This is a genomic window from Asticcacaulis solisilvae, from assembly GCF_017875235.1.
GTDB lineage: Bacteria > Pseudomonadota > Alphaproteobacteria > Caulobacterales > Caulobacteraceae > Asticcacaulis > Asticcacaulis solisilvae_A.
The window spans coordinates 280,497-297,372 of sequence record NZ_JAGGMI010000001.1 but is presented as its reverse complement, the minus strand read 5'-3'; the positions used below and the strand labels follow the sequence as shown (position 1 = coordinate 297,372).

Annotated in this window: 11 protein-coding genes; 5 read left to right on the top strand and 6 right to left on the bottom strand. The window is 60.9% G+C overall.

Annotation, left to right across the window (positions count from 1 at the left end; genetic code table 11):
- Positions 1–42: 42 nt before the first annotated feature.
- Together ligD and ku are read right to left on the bottom strand one after the other, a co-directional pair.
- Positions 43–2,646 (bottom strand): DNA ligase D, encoded by a 2,604-nt coding sequence (gene ligD, locus J2X24_RS01475; protein ID WP_209715535.1) that lies wholly within the window; start codon positions 2,644–2,646, stop codon positions 43–45.
- 3 nt (positions 2,647–2,649) lie between these two features.
- The gene (ku, locus tag J2X24_RS01470; RefSeq protein ID WP_209715532.1) at positions 2,650–3,549 is read right to left on the bottom strand and encodes a non-homologous end joining protein Ku; all 900 of its coding nucleotides are present in this window, start codon (positions 3,547–3,549) and stop codon (positions 2,650–2,652) included.
- Between the two features lie 256 nt (positions 3,550–3,805).
- Between ku and J2X24_RS01465 the strand changes: the two genes are divergently transcribed.
- The 5 genes from J2X24_RS01465 to dusA all read left to right on the top strand — a co-directional run bounded on the left by J2X24_RS01465 (position 3,806) and on the right by dusA (position 12,261).
- A complete protein-coding gene (locus J2X24_RS01465) occupies positions 3,806–6,172 on the top strand; it encodes a TonB-dependent receptor (protein WP_209715529.1) in 2,367 nt (788 codons plus the stop codon).
- A 110-nt stretch (positions 6,173–6,282) separates the two neighbouring features.
- Positions 6,283–7,365 carry a glycerophosphodiester phosphodiesterase family protein gene (locus J2X24_RS01460; protein WP_209715526.1) on the top strand — a complete coding sequence of 361 codons (1,083 nt, stop codon included), beginning with the start codon at positions 6,283–6,285 and terminating at the stop codon, positions 7,363–7,365.
- Positions 7,366–7,443: 78 nt separating this feature from the next.
- Positions 7,444–9,114, top strand: a complete 1,671-nt coding sequence (locus J2X24_RS01455; protein WP_209715522.1) for an alkaline phosphatase D family protein — start codon at positions 7,444–7,446, stop codon at positions 9,112–9,114.
- Between the two features lie 283 nt (positions 9,115–9,397).
- Entirely contained in the window at positions 9,398–10,879 is a 1,482-nt protein-coding gene (locus tag J2X24_RS01450; RefSeq protein WP_209715519.1) for a methyl-accepting chemotaxis protein, read from the top strand.
- A 359-nt stretch (positions 10,880–11,238) separates the two neighbouring features.
- Positions 11,239–12,261: a tRNA dihydrouridine(20/20a) synthase DusA gene (dusA, locus tag J2X24_RS01445; protein ID WP_209715516.1), complete on the top strand. Its 1,023-nt coding sequence runs from the start codon at positions 11,239–11,241 to the stop codon at positions 12,259–12,261.
- A gap of 98 nt (positions 12,262–12,359) precedes the next feature.
- Here dusA and J2X24_RS01440 read toward each other — a convergent pair whose 3' ends face one another.
- The 4 genes from J2X24_RS01440 to J2X24_RS01425 all read right to left on the bottom strand — a co-directional run bounded on the left by J2X24_RS01440 (position 12,360) and on the right by J2X24_RS01425 (position 16,739).
- Entirely contained in the window at positions 12,360–12,899 is a 540-nt protein-coding gene (locus J2X24_RS01440; protein WP_209715513.1) for a TIGR02281 family clan AA aspartic protease, read from the bottom strand.
- A 590-nt stretch (positions 12,900–13,489) separates the two neighbouring features.
- Positions 13,490–13,867 carry a hypothetical protein gene (locus J2X24_RS01435; RefSeq protein ID WP_209715510.1) on the bottom strand — a complete coding sequence of 126 codons (378 nt, stop codon included), beginning with the start codon at positions 13,865–13,867 and terminating at the stop codon, positions 13,490–13,492.
- A 355-nt stretch (positions 13,868–14,222) separates the two neighbouring features.
- Positions 14,223–14,606, bottom strand: coding sequence for a hypothetical protein (locus J2X24_RS01430; RefSeq protein WP_209715507.1), 384 nt, complete (start codon positions 14,604–14,606; stop codon positions 14,223–14,225).
- A 408-nt stretch (positions 14,607–15,014) separates the two neighbouring features.
- Positions 15,015–16,739: a methyl-accepting chemotaxis protein gene (locus J2X24_RS01425; RefSeq protein ID WP_209715504.1), complete on the bottom strand. Its 1,725-nt coding sequence runs from the start codon at positions 16,737–16,739 to the stop codon at positions 15,015–15,017.
- Positions 16,740–16,876 lie beyond the last annotated feature (137 nt).

The window sequence follows — 16,876 nt, the reverse complement described above, 5'->3', positions numbered from 1 at the left end:
TACTTCCTTTCTCCCCGCAGGCGGGGAGAAAGGATTTGATGTCTATTCCGCGGGAATTTTCAGCGCTTCGAGGACCTTGGCCGGCAAGGCCTGGCGGAGTTTGAATATCTCTTCCCACGGATCGTGTTTGCGTTTGCCCAGGACATCGACCGCCGTGCGGATATTGAACTCGGACGGCTTCAGGCTGGCGCCAAGATCGTCCCATTCGACCGGCATGGCCACCGGCGCGCCGGGCCGCGCGCGCAGCGAATAGGCCGCGACCGCGGTCGCTGTATGGTCGTTGCGCAAGTAATCGACAAACACCTTGCCCTTGCGCGCCGTTTTGGACGCAGTGGCGATGTAGCGCTTCGGGTTATCGTGCGCCATCGACTGGGCGACGGCGCGGGTAAAGGCCTTGATGGCGTCCCAATGGAACTTCGGCTTGATCGGCACGACCACGTGCAGCCCCTTGCCGCCGGTGGTCTTCAGGAAACTCTTCAGCCCGAACTCCTTCATGCGCGCGCGGACTTCGGCGGCGCCATCGGTGACGTCCTTCCAGGTCGCTTCCGGATCGGGGTCAAGGTCGAAGATCATGCGGTCAGGCAGGTCGGGCTCATAGGCCTTGCAGCCCCACGGGTGAATTTCCATCACGCCCCACTGCGCCAGGCTGATCAGGCCGTGAATATCGTCGATCATGACGTATTCTTCGTTGCGGCCGTTGACCTCTATGCCGGTGTCGTGGACGTGCGGCACCCGGCCCTGGCTTAAATGGCGCTGGAAGAAGCACTGTTCACCGATGCCTTCCGGGCAACGGATCATCGAGATCGGCCGGTTGACGATGTGCGGCAGGATATGGTTGGCGACGGCGTGATAGTACTCCGCCACGTCCTGCTTGGTGACATTGTCCGCCGGATAGACGATCCGGTCCGGATGGGTAATGGTGATGCCGCCGACGTCGGCGCCCTTGGATTTTTTCGTGGTCACGATGCGCTTCCCGACAGGTTGTTTTTCAACGGTTTCAGTGTGGATGGGTTTGTCACGGCCGATTTCCGCAGGGGGCTTGTCTTCGCGCAGGCCCTGGAAAGACGGGTGGCGCAGGCGGCCATCCGGCGTCCATTCGGTGAATTCGATTTCGCAGACCAGCTTCGGCGTGACGTAGCGTGCCTCGCGGCGGACCTCGGGCGGTACGGCTTTGAACGCGCCGGTTTTTGATCGTTCGAGGGCCAGCTTGTCGAGCCGCCGGCGCAGGTCCATCGAGTCGTCGAGATTAAAGCCGGTACCGCACTTGCCGGCATAGATGAATTCGCCCTGCTCGTAATAGCCCAGCAGGAGGGCGCCGATGCCGCGATGGGCGTGGGTTGGTTCGGTAAAGCCGCCGATGACGAATTCCTGGCGCTTGTGGCACTTGGTCTTGAGCCATGACTTGCCGCGCCCGCGCGAATAGGGAGCGTCGGCGCGCTTCGAAATCAGCCCCTCCATGCCGATCCCGCACACCTGGTCAAGGAAGGCCTCGTCGCGATCGCTGAAGTGCTCGCTGTAGATGATGCGGCCATCGAAGTCCTGGCTTTGCAGCAGGGCCTGGAGGCGGGATTTGCGCTCAATTAGCGGCAGGCCCGTCAGGTCTTCGCCATTGAGATGCAACAGGTCGAAGGCGTAATACTGCAATGGCGCATCCGACTTTTCTTCGCCCAGCACCGCCTGCAGGGTCTTGAAGCTGTGGCTGCCGTCGGGATTGGCGGCGACGATTTCGCCATCGATAATAGCCGACGACACGTCCAGCCGGTCGAACAGGCGGGGCAGGGGCGGGAAGCGGTGCGACCAGTCGAGCCCCTTGCGCGTCAGCAGCCTGACGCCGTCCGCGTCGATCAGCACCTGGACGCGATAACCGTCGAACTTCAGCTCATGCACCCAGTTGCCACCGGACGGCATGGCATCGGCCAGGGTCGCCAGTTCCGGCTCGATAAAGGTCAGGTGCCCCGATCTAATCGGGCCAACCCTACTTGGGTCTGGCGATGCGGGCTTTTTTTTTGAGCCGGCAGGCTTGGGCTTGGTCTTCTTTTCAGCGCGGTTGGAGTGCCACTCATTATCGCCCTCGGCGATCTCCTCCATCGACCGGCCGCTGACGATGCTCGTGCCTTGGGTCTCCAGCCAGGCCTCGGCGTCATCTTCGTTCGATATGTCGTCGCGGTGCTTGATCAGCAGCCAGTTCGACCGGCCGCGGTCCTCGGGCCGGCTGCGCATCCGCGCCAGCACCCATTCGCCGGTCAGGCGCTCACCGTGCAGGCGGAACTTCAGATCGCCCTTTTCCAGGCCTTCGTGCGGATCGCCGACGGGCTCCCAGGTGCCTTGGTCCCACAGCATGACGGTGCCGCCGCCATATTCGCCCTTGGGAATTGTGCCTTCGAAATCGCCGTAGTCGACCGGATGGTCTTCAGTCTGGACCGCCAGTCTTTTGTCAGCCGGATTGAAACTGGGGCCGCGCGTCACCGCCCACGATTTCAGCACGCCGTCGAGTTCCAGTCGGAAATCGTAGTGCAGGCGCGTGGCCGCGTGTTTCTGGATCAGGTAGCGATGGCCGCCCTTCTTTGCGACCTTGCCTTCGGGCTCGGCCGTTTTCGAAAAATCGCGCTTGGCGTTGTATTTCGCCAGTCCAGCCTGATCCGCCATGACTTAGCTCGCTTTCTTGCGCGACGCAGCCTTCTTCCTGGCTGCGGGTTTCTTGATTGCGGTTTTTGGCGCCGCTTTACGCGGTTTGCGTTCGCTCGATTTGGCTGGCGCCTTTCGTGGCGCGGGCTCTTCCTCGGCCAGGCTCTTGCGCAGGGCATCCATCAGGTTGACGACCTTTGGCGTCGGAATATCCTCTTCCAGGGCGACCGGTTCGCGGTTTTCGATCTTGGCTTCGATCAGTTCCTTCAAGGCTTCGCGATAATGGTCGTGGAACTGGCCGGGATCGAACTTGGCCGTCTTGCGCGTGATCAGTTCGCGCGCCAGGTCCAGTTCCTCGGAATCATGTTTCGCCGTGCGGATATCCTCGAAATACGGATCCTCGTCGCGGACTTCGTCCTCATAGCGCAGGGTCATCAGCACCATGCCCGAGCCAAAAGCCTTGATGGCGCACAGCCGTTCGCGGCCGGCGATCGCCAACTGCCCGATCGCCATTTTTTTTGTCGAGCGCAGCGCATCGCGGATCAGGGAAAAGGTCTGCTCGTCGCCGCTTTTCGAAGGCGCGACAAAGTAGGGATTGTCGAAATAGACGTCATCGACCTCGTCGATGCCGACGAACTGCTTGATGTCGAGCGTCTTGCTGGACGGAATCTTGAGGTCCTTGATCTCGTCGGGCTCGATCAGGACGTATTGGCCTTTTTCGACCTCATAACCCTTGATGATATCCTCGCGGTCGACTTCATCGCCGTCCTCGGTGACATTCATGTGGTGGACGCGCTCGCCCGAGTCGCGGTCGATTTCATGCAGCGGCAGGCTGCGCGCGCGGTTGATCGCCGAATAGATGCTGACATTCAGGGACACCAGCGACATGCGCAGATTGCCGGTCCAGTAGGGGCGCGTAGCCATGGTCAGGGACTCCTCCGGTGGGACGCCGATCAAATTGCGCGGCCGGCGCTAAAGAATCGACGCCGGACAGTCAGCCCGAGGTAAAGAAGGGGTTAGCCAGCCGGATGAGGGTGTCCGGATGCCTGTTTCCCAAAAGTCACGTCATTAATCCTTTCGGAAACTGACACGGCTTCGTCAGGAAAGGTTGCGCCGTTTGTCATGAAGTGCGGCTAGCTGGCTTGTCCCATGGATCACTCCGATCCCTGGGGATACCTTCATGAAATTCGCACTGCTTTCCAGCGTTGCCGCGCTTGCCCTCCTCAATGCGGGCGCGGCCTCCGCTCAGGACGCCACAGTCGCCGCCACCGAAGCCGCGCCCGCCGCTGCGGAAGCTTCGGAAATCATCATCCTGGGCCACGGCCAGAGCCGGCAGACCCAGACCGTCCGCGCCAGCGACCTGATCGAAGTCGCGCCGGGCACGTCGCCGCTCAAGGTCATGGACAAGCTGCCGGGCGTCACCTTCCAGTCGGCCGACCCGTTCGGCGCCTATGAATGGTCGACCCGCATCTCGGTGCGCGGCTTCAACCAGAACCAGATGGGCTTCACGCTGGACGGCGTGACCCTGGGCGACATGTCCTACGGCAACTACAACGGTCTGCACGTTTCGCGCGCCATCATCAACGAAGACATCGCCCGTATCGACATGGCGCAGGGCGCCGGCTCGCTCGATTCGGCGACCTCTTCGAACCTGGGCGGCACGCTTAAGTTCGTTTCGCGCAACCCGTCGGAAATCATGGGCGGCGAACTGGCCGTCACCATGGGTTCGGACAGCATGCACCGCGCCTATGGCCGCTTTGAAACCGGCGCGATCGACAGCCTGAACGGCCTGCGCGGCTTTGTGTCGGTTGCCGACCAGAAGACCGACAAGTGGAAGGGTGGCGGCGAGCAAAAGCAGTTCCAGGCCGACACCAAGTGGGTGCTGCCCGTGGGTGAGGGCGACCTGACCGCCTTCGTCAACCATTCGGAACGCCGCGAACAGGACTATCAGGACCTGTCCTTCGCCATGATCGACCGCCTGGGCTATGACTGGGACAACTTCCAGCCCGATTACGCCAAGGCCATCGGCGTCGCTTCGGTGCTGAACAACCCGGCCAACTATTACCACGCGACACTGAATCCGACCGGTACGCTGGACCCGGCCTCGGGCTACTGGCGTGGCACGGGCACGAACCCGTATGCCACCTACGGCGTCGAAAACCCTGACGACGCCTATTACTATGGCGGCGGCGTGCGCGACGACACCCTGATGGCCCTGAGCTTCAAGACGCCGCTGTCGGACATGGTGTCGGTCTCGGGCACCGTCTATAACCACCAGAACGAAGGCCAGGGCCTGTGGGTCACGCCGTACACAGTGTCGCCGAACTGGGGCGTCGCCGGCGCCACCCAGGACAATGCCCCGCTGTCGATCCGCACGACGGAATACGACATCGACCGTACCGGCTTCATCGGCGGTATCAATTTCGACCTGGGGGCTCACCAGGTGTCGGCTGGACTGTGGGTTGAAGACAATGACTTCAACCAGGCCCGCCGCTTCTACGCCGAAAACCTGACGGCGCCGAAGCGCGACAGCCTGGGCTTCCAGGAAAACCCGATCCGCACCCAGTGGGAATACGCCTTCACGACCAAGACTACGCAAGCCTATGTCCAGGACACCTGGACGATCAGCGAAGCGCTGAAGGTCAATTACGGCTTCAAGGCGCTGAGCGTCGAGAACACCGTCAAGCAAAAGGTCGGCGGCAATATTGCGGCCGAACTGAAGTCGGAAGACAGCTTCCTGCCGCAGATCGGCGCCGTCTATGAACTCGGCAATGGCTACGAGCTGTTCGGTTCTTACAGCGAGAACATGAACGCCTACGTCTCGGCCGCCACCTCGGGCCCGTTCAGCTCGCAGTCGCAGGCGAACATCGACTTCGTCCGTGACAACCTGAAGCCGGAAACCTCCAAGACGCTGGAAGGCGGCTTACGCGTCCGCAACAACCGCTTCCAGGGCGTCGCCGCCCTGTACTCGGTCGACTTCGACAACCGCATCCTGGCGGTCGCCCAGGGCGCCGGCATCATCGGTAACGCGCCGGTGCTGTCGAACGTCGGCGGCGTCAAGACGACCGGCATCGAGCTGGCCGGCACCTTCCGCATCACGCCGGAATGGAAGATCTACAGCGCCTATAGCTACAACGACTCCAAGTATCGCAACGACGTCGTCGCGGCCGACGGCACGATCAAGGCCCGCACCAAAGACAAGACCGTCGTCAACACGCCGAAGAACATGCTGAAGAGCGAACTCAGCTACGACAACGGCAAGGTGTTCGGCGCCCTGTCGGCCAACTTCACGGGTGAGCGCTATTACACCTATGAAAACGTCGGCGGCCTGGTCGAAGGCAGCACGATCGCTGACCTGTCGGTCGGCTACCGCTTCGTCGACCTGGGCCTGACGGTCCAGTTCAACGTCACCAACCTGACGGACGAACAGTACATCTCGACCATCGGTTCGAACGGCTTCGTCAACAGTGACGCCGGCGGCACCAGCCAGACCATCCTGACCGGCGCGCCGCGCCAGATGTTCGTCTCGCTGCGCAAGACCTTCTAGGGTTGGCTAAGGTTGACGAAAAAAGCGTCACAGATTTCCACTAACCCAGTAAACTGAAAGCCAGCCTGCGGAATGTCGCAGGCTGGCGCTTTTTCTTCCGGAGCGCCATCATGAACCGCCGCCAGTTGCTGACGACCGGAGCCGCTGCCTTGACCCTTTCTGCAGGACATGCCACCGCCGCCGAACGGCAAAAGCCACTGGTCATCGCGCACCGCGGCGCGTCGGGCTATCTGCCCGAACATACGCTTCCGGCCTATGAAATGGCGATCAAGATGGGCGCGGACTATATCGAGCCCGACGTGGTGTCGACCAGGGACGGCGTGCTGGTTGTCCGCCACGATCCGGTCCTGACCGATTCGACCGACATCCTGAAGCACCCCGAATTCGCCGATCGCAAACGCACGCTGAAGCTGGGCGCGATCGAAATCACGGACTTCTTCGTCAGTGATTTCACCCTGGCCGAAATCAAGACGCTGCGCGCCACGCAAGTCTTCGCCGATCGCAGCCACGCCGAGGACGGCAAGTATGAGATCCTCACGCTTGCGGAGGTCATCGACCTGGCCCAGGCGCGGGCGCGCGATACCGGCCGCGTCATCGGCATCGCGCCGGAGATCAAGTTACCGACTCTGCACCGCATGAACGGCCTGGGCATCGAGGAAAAGCTGGTCGCGATGCTCGACCGCGCCGGCTGGAACAAGGCTTCCTCACCAGTCATTATCCAGTCGTTCGAACAGGGTAATCTGAAAGCCCTGCGTAAAGCGACGCCGGTGCGCCTGCTGCAGCTGGTCAGCGGCAGCGATATCGACGCCATCGGCAATGTCGTCCTGAAGGCGCCGGACGACCGCCCGTTTGACTGGGCCGCTTCGGGGCGCGCCGGTACCTATGCCGACCTGCTGACGCCCGAGGGCCTTAAGGAGGTCGGGACTTACGCCGACTATGTCGCGTCGTGGAAGCGCTGGCTGATGGCGCCCGTGGGCACGGATATGGTCCGCCGGCCTGAGATCGTCGCCAACGCCCATGCCGCCGGCCTGAAGGTTATCACCTGGACCCTGCGCAACGATCGCCTGGACGCCTACTATAAGGGCGATACGGCGCGGGAGTATCTCGACCTGTTCGGCATGGGCGTCGATGGCGTGTTCAGTGACTTTACCGACACGGCGGTCGCGGCGCGCAATCGTTTCGCAGTCTCTTAATTTCTTCGTCAAATCCCTGTCATCAAAGCGGATTAAGCGCAACCAGGACATCAGCTATCCCCAAAAGGGAGACCGCCCATGCCTATCAGCCGCCGCCACGCCCTGTTTGCCCTGGGCAGTACCTCAGCTATTCCCGCATTCGGCGGCTCGAAGCCGGCGCCCAGCACCGGTATTCGTTTCGATCACGGGGTGGCTTCGGGTGATCCGCTGGTCGACCGCGTCATCCTGTGGACACGGGTCAGCGGCCTTACCAAGGCAACCGAAGTCATGTGGCAGGTCGCCACCGACGACAGCTTCGCCAGGCCGGTGGCGCAGGGCCGCTTCACTACGGACGCTGAACGCGACTACACGGTGAAAATCGACGCTGCCGGCCTCAAGCCCGGCACCGACTATGTCTACCGTTTTACCTGCAAGGGCGTGACTTCGCCGACAGGCCGGACGCGCACCCTGCCGGAACAGGCGACCGACGTCGTGCTGGCTGTCGCTTCGTGCTCCCTCTATCCCAACGGCTATTTCAACGCCTACGGTGCCATTGCCGACATGGACCGCCTCGACGCCGTCGTGCACCTCGGCGACTATATCTACGAATACGGCGCCGCTCCCGACGACTACGGCATGGGCAATGGCCGGACGCTTGGACGGGCGCCGCAGCCGGTCTATGAGATCGTCAGCCTCAGCGACTACCGCACGCGTCATGCGCAATACAAGGCCGATCCGGATCTCCAGGCGGCCCACGCCCGTGCACCGTGGATCTGCGTCTTCGATGACCACGAAATCACCAACAATCCGTGGACCGACGGCGCCCAGAACCACAATGCCGGCGAAGGCGATTGGTGGGCGCGCAAGGCGGCGGCGCTCAGGGCCTATCGCGAGTGGATGCCGATCCGCGATGCAGGCCCGGGCCAACTGGCTGAAACCATCTACCGCAGCTTCCGCTTCGGCCAGGTCGCCGAACTGGTCATGATGGAGACACGTCTGCTGGCGCGCACCAAGCAGCTCGAGTTCGAAGATATCCGGATAATCGACGGCAAGCCCGACTATGCCGGCTTCCGCGCCAGGCTGAACGATCCCAAGCGCGAACTCCTGGGCGCGACGCAGAGCCAGTGGCTGGGCGATACGCTGAAGGCCTCGACGGCCGCCGGCGTGCGCTGGCAGATTTTGGGCAGCCAGATGATCATGGCGCGTGCGCCGGGCCCCGACCTGATCGGATTGATGGGCCAGGACCGAGTTGCCGCCCTGCTGGCGGCCCTGCCGGAAGGCTTGCGTACCAGGGTCGGCGTCATGGCTGGCCTGTTTACCAAGGACATCGCCCTGCCGCTCAATCTCGACGCCTGGGACGGCTATCCCGCCGAACGCGAGCGTCTCTACGACCTGATCAAGGCGGCGGGTGCGCGCACAATCGTCGTCTCCGGCGACAGCCATACGGCGTGGGCCAACGAACTGAACGACGCAGCCGGCAAGCGGACGGCCGTCGAATTCGGCGTGACCTCGGTCACCAGTCCGACGCGCTATCTCGACAGCTGGCTGCCTGACCTGCAGTTGGCGGCGACCATGGCGAAGCAGAACCCGGAGATTGTCGCCGCTGATGATGGCCATAATGGCTTCCTGCGTCTGCGCCTGACCGCCGAAGGCGCGACGGGCGAGTGGATGGGCGTCAGCACCATCACGTCGCGGGACTTTTCCAGTAACGCCGTTCAGCGCTTCGATGTCGTAGAGACGAACGGCGCCCTGGGCCTGGTCACCGTCTAACATTGGCGGAATTCGCCGACATCTTATGGCTTGTAAGCACTTGAATCGCTTACAGGCTGCGGGGTTCCAATTGGATTTCTGAATGTGGGCCTTTGCGACTCGCTTATTTTTTCAAAGTCGCAACCCGAATTACGAATATTTAGCAATTAAGCATTTTTATTGATTACGTGCATAAACGCACAGATGGGTAAGGCTGGCGGCACAGGTCGTTTTGCTAACGATTGCAGTGCCGGGCAATTGCGTTGTCAAAGCTGGAATCCAACAACCGGGAGTGTGGCGTATCATGTTTTTTTCCAGATCTACGGCATCCGATCGCTTCGTGGAAGCGCTCGAGTCGTCCCAGGCGATTATCGAATTCACTCCCGAAGGCCGGATCGTCCGCGCCAACAGCAACTTCCTTGACGCGGTCGGCTATGCCGAGCGTGAGATCACCGGGCAACACCACAGCATATTCTGCACTCCGGAATACGCGGCGACGCAGGCTTATCGCGACTTCTGGAAAGACATGGCCGCCGGCAAGTTCCGTACCGGCGAATTCAAGCGCATCGGCAAGGGCGGCCGAATTGTCTGGCTCCAGGCCTCTTATAACCCCGTGGTCGACAGCAAGGGCAAGGTCGTCCGTATCGTAAAGCTGGCATCGGACGTCACCGAAGAGAAGGCGCTGAGTCTTGACCACGCCGGCAAGGTCATGGCCATCGGCCGCGCCCAGGCCGTGATCGAATTTTCGACGGATGGGCACATCCTGACGGCCAACGACAACTTCCTGGAGACGATGGGATACCGGCTCGACGAAATCCAGGGCCGCCACCACAGCCTGTTCTGCGATGACGAGTACACGCGGTCCGCCGAGTACCGCCTGTTCTGGGAAGCGCTCGGCCGGGGCGAATTCCGCGCGGCGGAATACCGGCGCATAGCCAAGGGCGGCCGCCCGGTTTACATCCAGGCCTCCTACAACCCGATTTTCGACGACACGGGCGCGGTCATCAAGGTAGTCAAGTTTGCTACGGATGTGACTGAAAAGGTCAATCGCCGCCTGTACAATGACGGCATCAGCCGCGATATCGACGGCCAGCTCAATGGCGTCCTGTCGCAGATGGACGAGGCCAACCACATGGCGTCGGGTGCGTCCAGCGCTTCGACCGAGACCAGTTCGATCGTCAGTGCCGTCGCCGCCGCCGCCGAGGAACTGAGCGCCAGTGTGCGCGACATCGGCTCCAACATGCTGGCGGCCAAATCCAGCGTCGAAGGTGTCTTCAAGCATACGGAAACCGCCAACAGCTTCGCCGCCAACCTTTCCGAATCCGCCGGCGCCATGAACAATGTCGTGGCCTTCATCCAGGGCATCGCCTCGCAGATCAATCTGCTGGCGCTGAACGCGACGATCGAATCCGCCCGGGCGGGTGAGGCCGGCAAGGGTTTCGCCGTCGTGGCCTCGGAGGTCAAGAATCTCGCCAACCAGGCGGCGGCCTCGACCAAGACTATCGGCGAGGAGATCAACAAGATCCAGGCCGTGAGCGCTGAAGTCGCCACCGCGCTGGAATTCATTTCGACCTCCATGACCGACGTCCTTGCCAATGTCGGCAATGTCGCCAGCGCCATCGCGCAACAGGAGGCCGTCACGGGCGAGATCTCGGGCAATATGCAATCGGCCGTATCGGCGGTTCACGAGATTGAGGAAAGCCTCGTGCGCATCACGGAAGCCTTTGCAGTCGTGACCTCTTCGTCGGCGACTGTGAAGACAAGCGTGGAAAAACTCGTCGCTTAACGGAGAAGACGGGCGATTTGTTCCGCTAGAGCATGATGCGTTTAAATCGAACCGCTATCATGCTCTAGGTTTTTGTTTTATCGCGATATTTAGCCAAAAACCGCTGCACACTTTTTGGCATATCGCTCTAGGGCCGGACCTCCCCTGTTCGCCCGCTCTTGAAGTGAACCGGTCTGGAACGGGTTGCCTGTCGGCGACGGGGCGGCAGGCCGGTCCAGGTTGAACGCCTTTGATTCCCCGAAAGCTTGCCAACCCCCGTCATATCCTCGATATGAAGGTCGATCCGTGCGCCGAAAGGCCGTCTTTGCGTCTTTCCAGGTGTGTCGGTTTTCGCTTTAGTTCGTTGAGTTTGCTTAAAAATGGCCGAAAATCAGTCGTATAGATTCAGTGTGGCGCCCATGATGGACTGGACTGACCGGCATTGCCGGGCGTTCCATCGTGTCCTGACGCGGCGCGCCTTGCTCTATACCGAGATGGTAACATCCAAGGCTGTCATTCACGGCGACCGCGAGCGATTGCTGGGTTTCTCCGATGTCGAACACCCGGTGGCCCTGCAACTGGGCGGTTCCGAGCCCCTTGAGCTGGCGCAATGCGCCAGGATCGCCGAAGACTGGGGCTATGACGAGGTCAATCTCAACTGCGGCTGTCCGTCCGATCGCGTGCAGTCGGGATCGTTCGGCGCCTGCCTGATGCGTGAGCCGCAATTGGTCGCCGACAGCATGCGGGCGATGCGCGAAGCGACGCGCCTGCCGGTCACGGTCAAGTGCCGCATCGGCGTCGACGACCAGGAGCCGCGTGACAGCCTGTTCGCCCTGGTCGAGGCCTGTAAAACCGCCGGTGTCGGCACCTTTATCGTTCATGCGCGCAAGGCGTGGCTGAAAGGGTTGTCGCCCAAGGAAAACCGCGACGTGCCGCCGCTCGACTACGAACTGGTCTACGAACTGAAACGCAGCCACCCGGACCTGATCATCAGCATCAATGGCGGGATCGGCACGCTGGATGAGGCCGAAGCGCATCTTCAGCACGTTGACGGCGTGATGCTGGGGCGGGCGGCCTATCATGAGCCGGCGCTGCTGGGGCAGGTCGATCGGCGCTTCTTTGGCGAAGGCGATGATGTCGGCCCTTTCGCGGCGTTGGAGGCTTACCGGCCGTACATGCAGGCGCAGCTTGAAGCCGGAACGCCTTTGCCGCACATGGCGCGGCACATGCTGGGGGTTATGCATGGTTTACCCGGTGCTCGCGCCTTCCGGCGTATCATGACCGTCGATGCGATCGCGCCGGGGGCAGGGCTCGAGGTGCTGGACCGCGCCATCGATGCCGTGCGCGATGCGATTGAGGCGGGCCGTCTGCGGCGTGAGGCGTATGAGGCGGAGAAGGCTTAAGGGATAACCACGAACCACACGAATAGGCACGGACATAAAAACGTTTGTGTCTGTTCGTGTGGTTCGTGGTAAAAAAAAGCGTCTGCTGGACAGAAGCGCTACGGATGCAGGATCAGGCTCGACGGTGTCGCCTCGAACCGGCTCAAACGGCCGAGATAGCTCATGCCCAGCAGCGAGGTTTCCAGCCCGTCCTTGACGATCAGCGCATCGACATTGCGCACTTCGCTCTGGCCTACTCCGACCTTGGCCAGGTTGACCAGGGCGGCCGTGGTTTCGCCATTGGCGGTGGACACCGTGTGATCGAAGGGAAGGGTCTTGAGGTCGAAGCCCAGGCGCTGGGCATCGGCAGGTGTCAGGACGACGACGGTGGCGCCGGTATCGACCAGCAGGCGCACCGCCTTGGAATTGACGACCGCATTGGCCCAGAAATGACCGTCCGCCGCCTTGGGTATCGCGGTGGTATGCGGATTGGCCGTATCGGCTTCCGAACGGGTTTCCGACGCGACGGGGGAGGCCACGACGACGGATGTGGCATGGGTCTGCGGACTACGGAAGCCGTCGCTGAGAGACAGCATGCCAAAGCAGGCGGCAATGGCGGACACAACGGCGCTGCCCAGGACAATGACCGATTTGGACATAGGACGCGGAGAACTCCTGACGCAAACCCCTTCTGGGTTCGTGGGCAGCATAGGCCCATAGGGTTAGTTTAGCGTGAACATGTCCGTTAAAAGCCTTCTTGGCTAAGAATCGCATGAAATTGAATTTGCGGAAAAATTATATTCAATAATATCAATTATATAATGACAATGTAGAAAATTAATTGATCCGTATTCGGATTAATGATTGCAATCCTGTTCAATTGTGGCACACTCAACTTCGACGCGACGACGGCTGTGAGGGTGAAAGCCCCTGGGAGTTTGCGACGCGTCTTCTGGTCCGTGTGCATTAGGAAAAGGAGACGCAAAACCATGCAAGACCAAGACAAGAAACAACATGCAATGACTTCGTTTGCCCTGTTTGGCGGCCTGTTTGGCAGTCCACGATCGGGTTCGGACAAATCGCCGCGCAATATCAGCCGTCCGCAGGACTTCCGGCCGTTCGAACGCAAGTAAGGCGGCGCTGAACCGGTAAATAAATAAGGCCCTCCGCATGCGGAGGGCCTTATCATGTCAGCATCCCTGAATTCACCAGGCGGAGCGGGAAGCTCCGTTGCTCTGTCGGGTCAAGCTTAGTTCGAAGCCAGCTTGACGCCGGCCTTGGCTTCCGCCGCGGCCATGTTCGGGCTGGCCTTGTTGACCTTGGTCGTGGCGTTGCCGCCCGTGCCGTCAAACTTGGCGTTCAGTTCGACCCAGTACAGGCCGTCAGCCGCCAGAAAATTGTACTTGAAGTCAACGATGTAGCTGCCGGCGCGGAAGTCGCAGCTCGAGATGTTGACCATCTGCTTGCCGGTGACGGCGATGACCTTGGAGACGGCGGCCTTGCCGACACCAGCGGCCAGCATACCGGCGGTGGCTTCCTGGTCTTCGCTGCATTCGCCGGCGAAGGCGCTGCCGGCGGTGAGGGCCATGGCGGCAATACCGCCAGCGATAATAAGGTTTTTGATCATCTGGGTAACTCCTTGATGTTCTTCAGGGTAGGGCCAGACTAAACGAAATAGGATAAGTTTCAGTAAACTGGCCTGTAAACCCCTGGGCAAGCTTGATTAACGCGGCCGAAAGCAGGGCCTTGTCCTCAAGGACCAAATAATTAATGGTGAATACCGCGCCGGCATCTGACCAAAAAATTTTTCGGCCCATTTTACCGCACGACTAGCTTTTTACCCGTTTCATGTCGTTGCCTGAAAACGTAATCGGCTCACACAATAAGATTATTGAACGCGGCGACCATCGCGCCAAACGCGGACACAAAAAAGCGGAGGCCAGTTTATATGGCCTCCGCTTATTTTGCGCTGCGACACAGGCTTAGTTGGCGGCCAGCTTAACGCCCTTCGAAGCCGAAGCCGAGGCCAGGTTCGGGCTCAGCTTGGTCAGGGTCAGCTCGGCGACGGCGCCGCCGGCCAGCTTGGCCTTGCCTTCGGCCCAGTAAAGGCCATCGGCGCCAATGATGTTGTACTTGAATTCAGCGCTGACCTTGGCGCCGGCGGCATCGCAGGTTTCCAGCGACAGCATCTGCTTGCCGGTTCCGTTCAGGACCGGAGTGATCTTGGCGGCGGCGGCCGAAGCGATGGCCTTGCCGATCTGGGTTTCCTGACCTTCGTCGCACTCGGCGAAGGCGCTTGCGGCGGTGAAGGAGAAGGCGAGGGCGGCCGTGGCGGCCAGGAGGACATTGCGGGACAGGTTACGCATTTTGCAGAGTCTTTCTCAGTACGCGATTCTACGGGAGCGCTACGGCGGTAGCGGTGACATCGGTGTCAGTCACGAAGCGCTTCTTACGACTTCAGGTTTAATACGACGTGAATCATTTCGCGGTTGCAGCAAAATTTTTGCAACAAAAAAAGGAGACGCTGTTGCCAGCGTCTCCTCAGGCTGCTGACAAAGTCTGTGGACAATTTTCATGCGGTATATTGCCACCTGATTCACGGAACGTCTCGGAATCAAGCGGTGAACATATCGGAATCAAATTGTGGCAATTGGCCCTTCTCAAAAAAGATAGGGGGTTTGTCAGTAGCCTGAGGAGACGCTGTTGCCAGCGTCTCCTTGTTGTCAGTCCGGGCCGGCCTGCAGGGCCTTGCGAGGTCGGCTGGACCGGCGTTTTTAAGCCGCGGTCAGTTCCGCCAGGAAGCGGCGGATGTTCTCGCTCATGGCTTCCGTGCGCTTGGTCAGCTGGTTTGCGGCGCCGAGCATTTCGGTCGAAGCCTTTTCGGTGTCCGCCGCCGAAGCCGACAGCTGGGCGACCGAAGACGAGGCCATCGAGGTGCCGTCCGACGCTTCGTTGACGTTGCGCGCGATTTCGTTGGTGGCGTCGCCCTGTTGATGGACCGAGTCGGCGATGGACGAAGCGATTTCGTTCATGTGCTTGATGGTCTCGCCGATGCCGCGAATGGCGTTGACGCCATTCTGCGCGGCCGCCTGGATGTCCTTGATGCGATCGCGGATTTCATCGGTGGCCTTGGCGGTCTGCTGGGCCAGCGACTTGACTTCCGAGGCGACGACCGCGAAGCCCTTGCCGGCTTCACCAGCGCGGGCGGATTCGATCGTGGCGTTCAGGGCCAGCAGGTTGGTCTGCTGGGCGATGGCGTTGATGAGGTCGACGACCTCACCGATCTGGTCGGCGGCGCGGCTCAGTTCAGCCATGGACTCGTTGGTACGGTCGGCTTCCGACACGGCTTCGGCGGCGATTTCCACCGAGCGGACGGCCTGGTCGCCGATGACGCCGATCGAGGCCGACAGTTCGGTCGTGGCCGAGGCGACGTTCTGGACGTTGTCGGCCGAGTTGCGGATCGACGACACGGCCGATTGCGAACGGCGCTCATTCTCGCCGGCAATGGTCAGCAGGGTGCGGCCGTTGGCGTCGAGGTCCGAGGCCGCATTGGACAGGGCGTCCAGCATATCCTGGGCTTCGTGGCGGAAGCGTTCGGCCAGTTCGGACATTTGACGGGCGCGCTCTTCGCGGGTCTTGGCGGTGGCCGCCTCGATCGCCATCAGGCGTTCCTTTTCCTCGGCATTCGACTTGAACACGTTGAGGCTGTCGACGACCGACTTCAGTTCGTCCTTGCGGGCCAGGGCCTGGATGTCGACATTGAGGTTGCCGTTGGCCAGTTCCTCGGTCGTCTTGGCGATGCGGTTGATGCCGTTGACGGTCATGCGCGAGAACAGGAAGGCGATGCCGCCCGACAAGCACGCCATGATGACGGCGAAGATGGTGAGGAAGGTGATGCCGGTTGCCTGTGCAGCCTTGGCGTCGGCGGCCGCCTTGGCGGCGGAGGTCTTGCTGCCTTCGATGATCTTGTCCGACAGGTCCGACATCTTGGCGTAGCCGTCGTCGAACTGCGACATCATCGGACCGACCGAAGCGAAATCGACGTCCATGACGGAGCCGGCGAATTCGACGGCTTCCTTATATGTCTTCACTTCCTTGTTCAGATCGTTCAGTTGCTTCTTTTGCGTCGCATCCGTTGCCGTGTCGGCGCTTTGCTTGACGCGGTCCGAAATCTTGCCGAGATCCTCGGTAACCTTGGCGACGTCAGCCGAGGCATTGGCGCCCGGATTGGTCGCCTTGGTCAGCAGGGCGTTGTACAGGTCGCCGTTGGCTTCCTTGATGTCGGCCTTGATGTCGGCGATCTTTACGATTTCCGGCATGGCGACATTGTTGATGCGGTCGATGGTCTGGCCTTGGCCGTTCATGACATAGATGGCGCCGCCGGTCAGGATCGCCATAACGGCGGTCGCCACGGCTGCGGGCGCCATGAACTTGATGGTGAACGGCCAGTTGGAGATATTCAGTCCAACAGCCGGCTTTGTGGCACTCTGTTTCGTCATTTTGGCCCCTGACTTAACGTAGATATGGGTTGTCAATCTGTTATGCGGACGCGGGAATGGCGTGCGTTTGGGCCAAACTGTCAGATTAAGGTTGTTGAAATCCTAACGTTATCGATTTTGTCGCAAATCGGGACAAA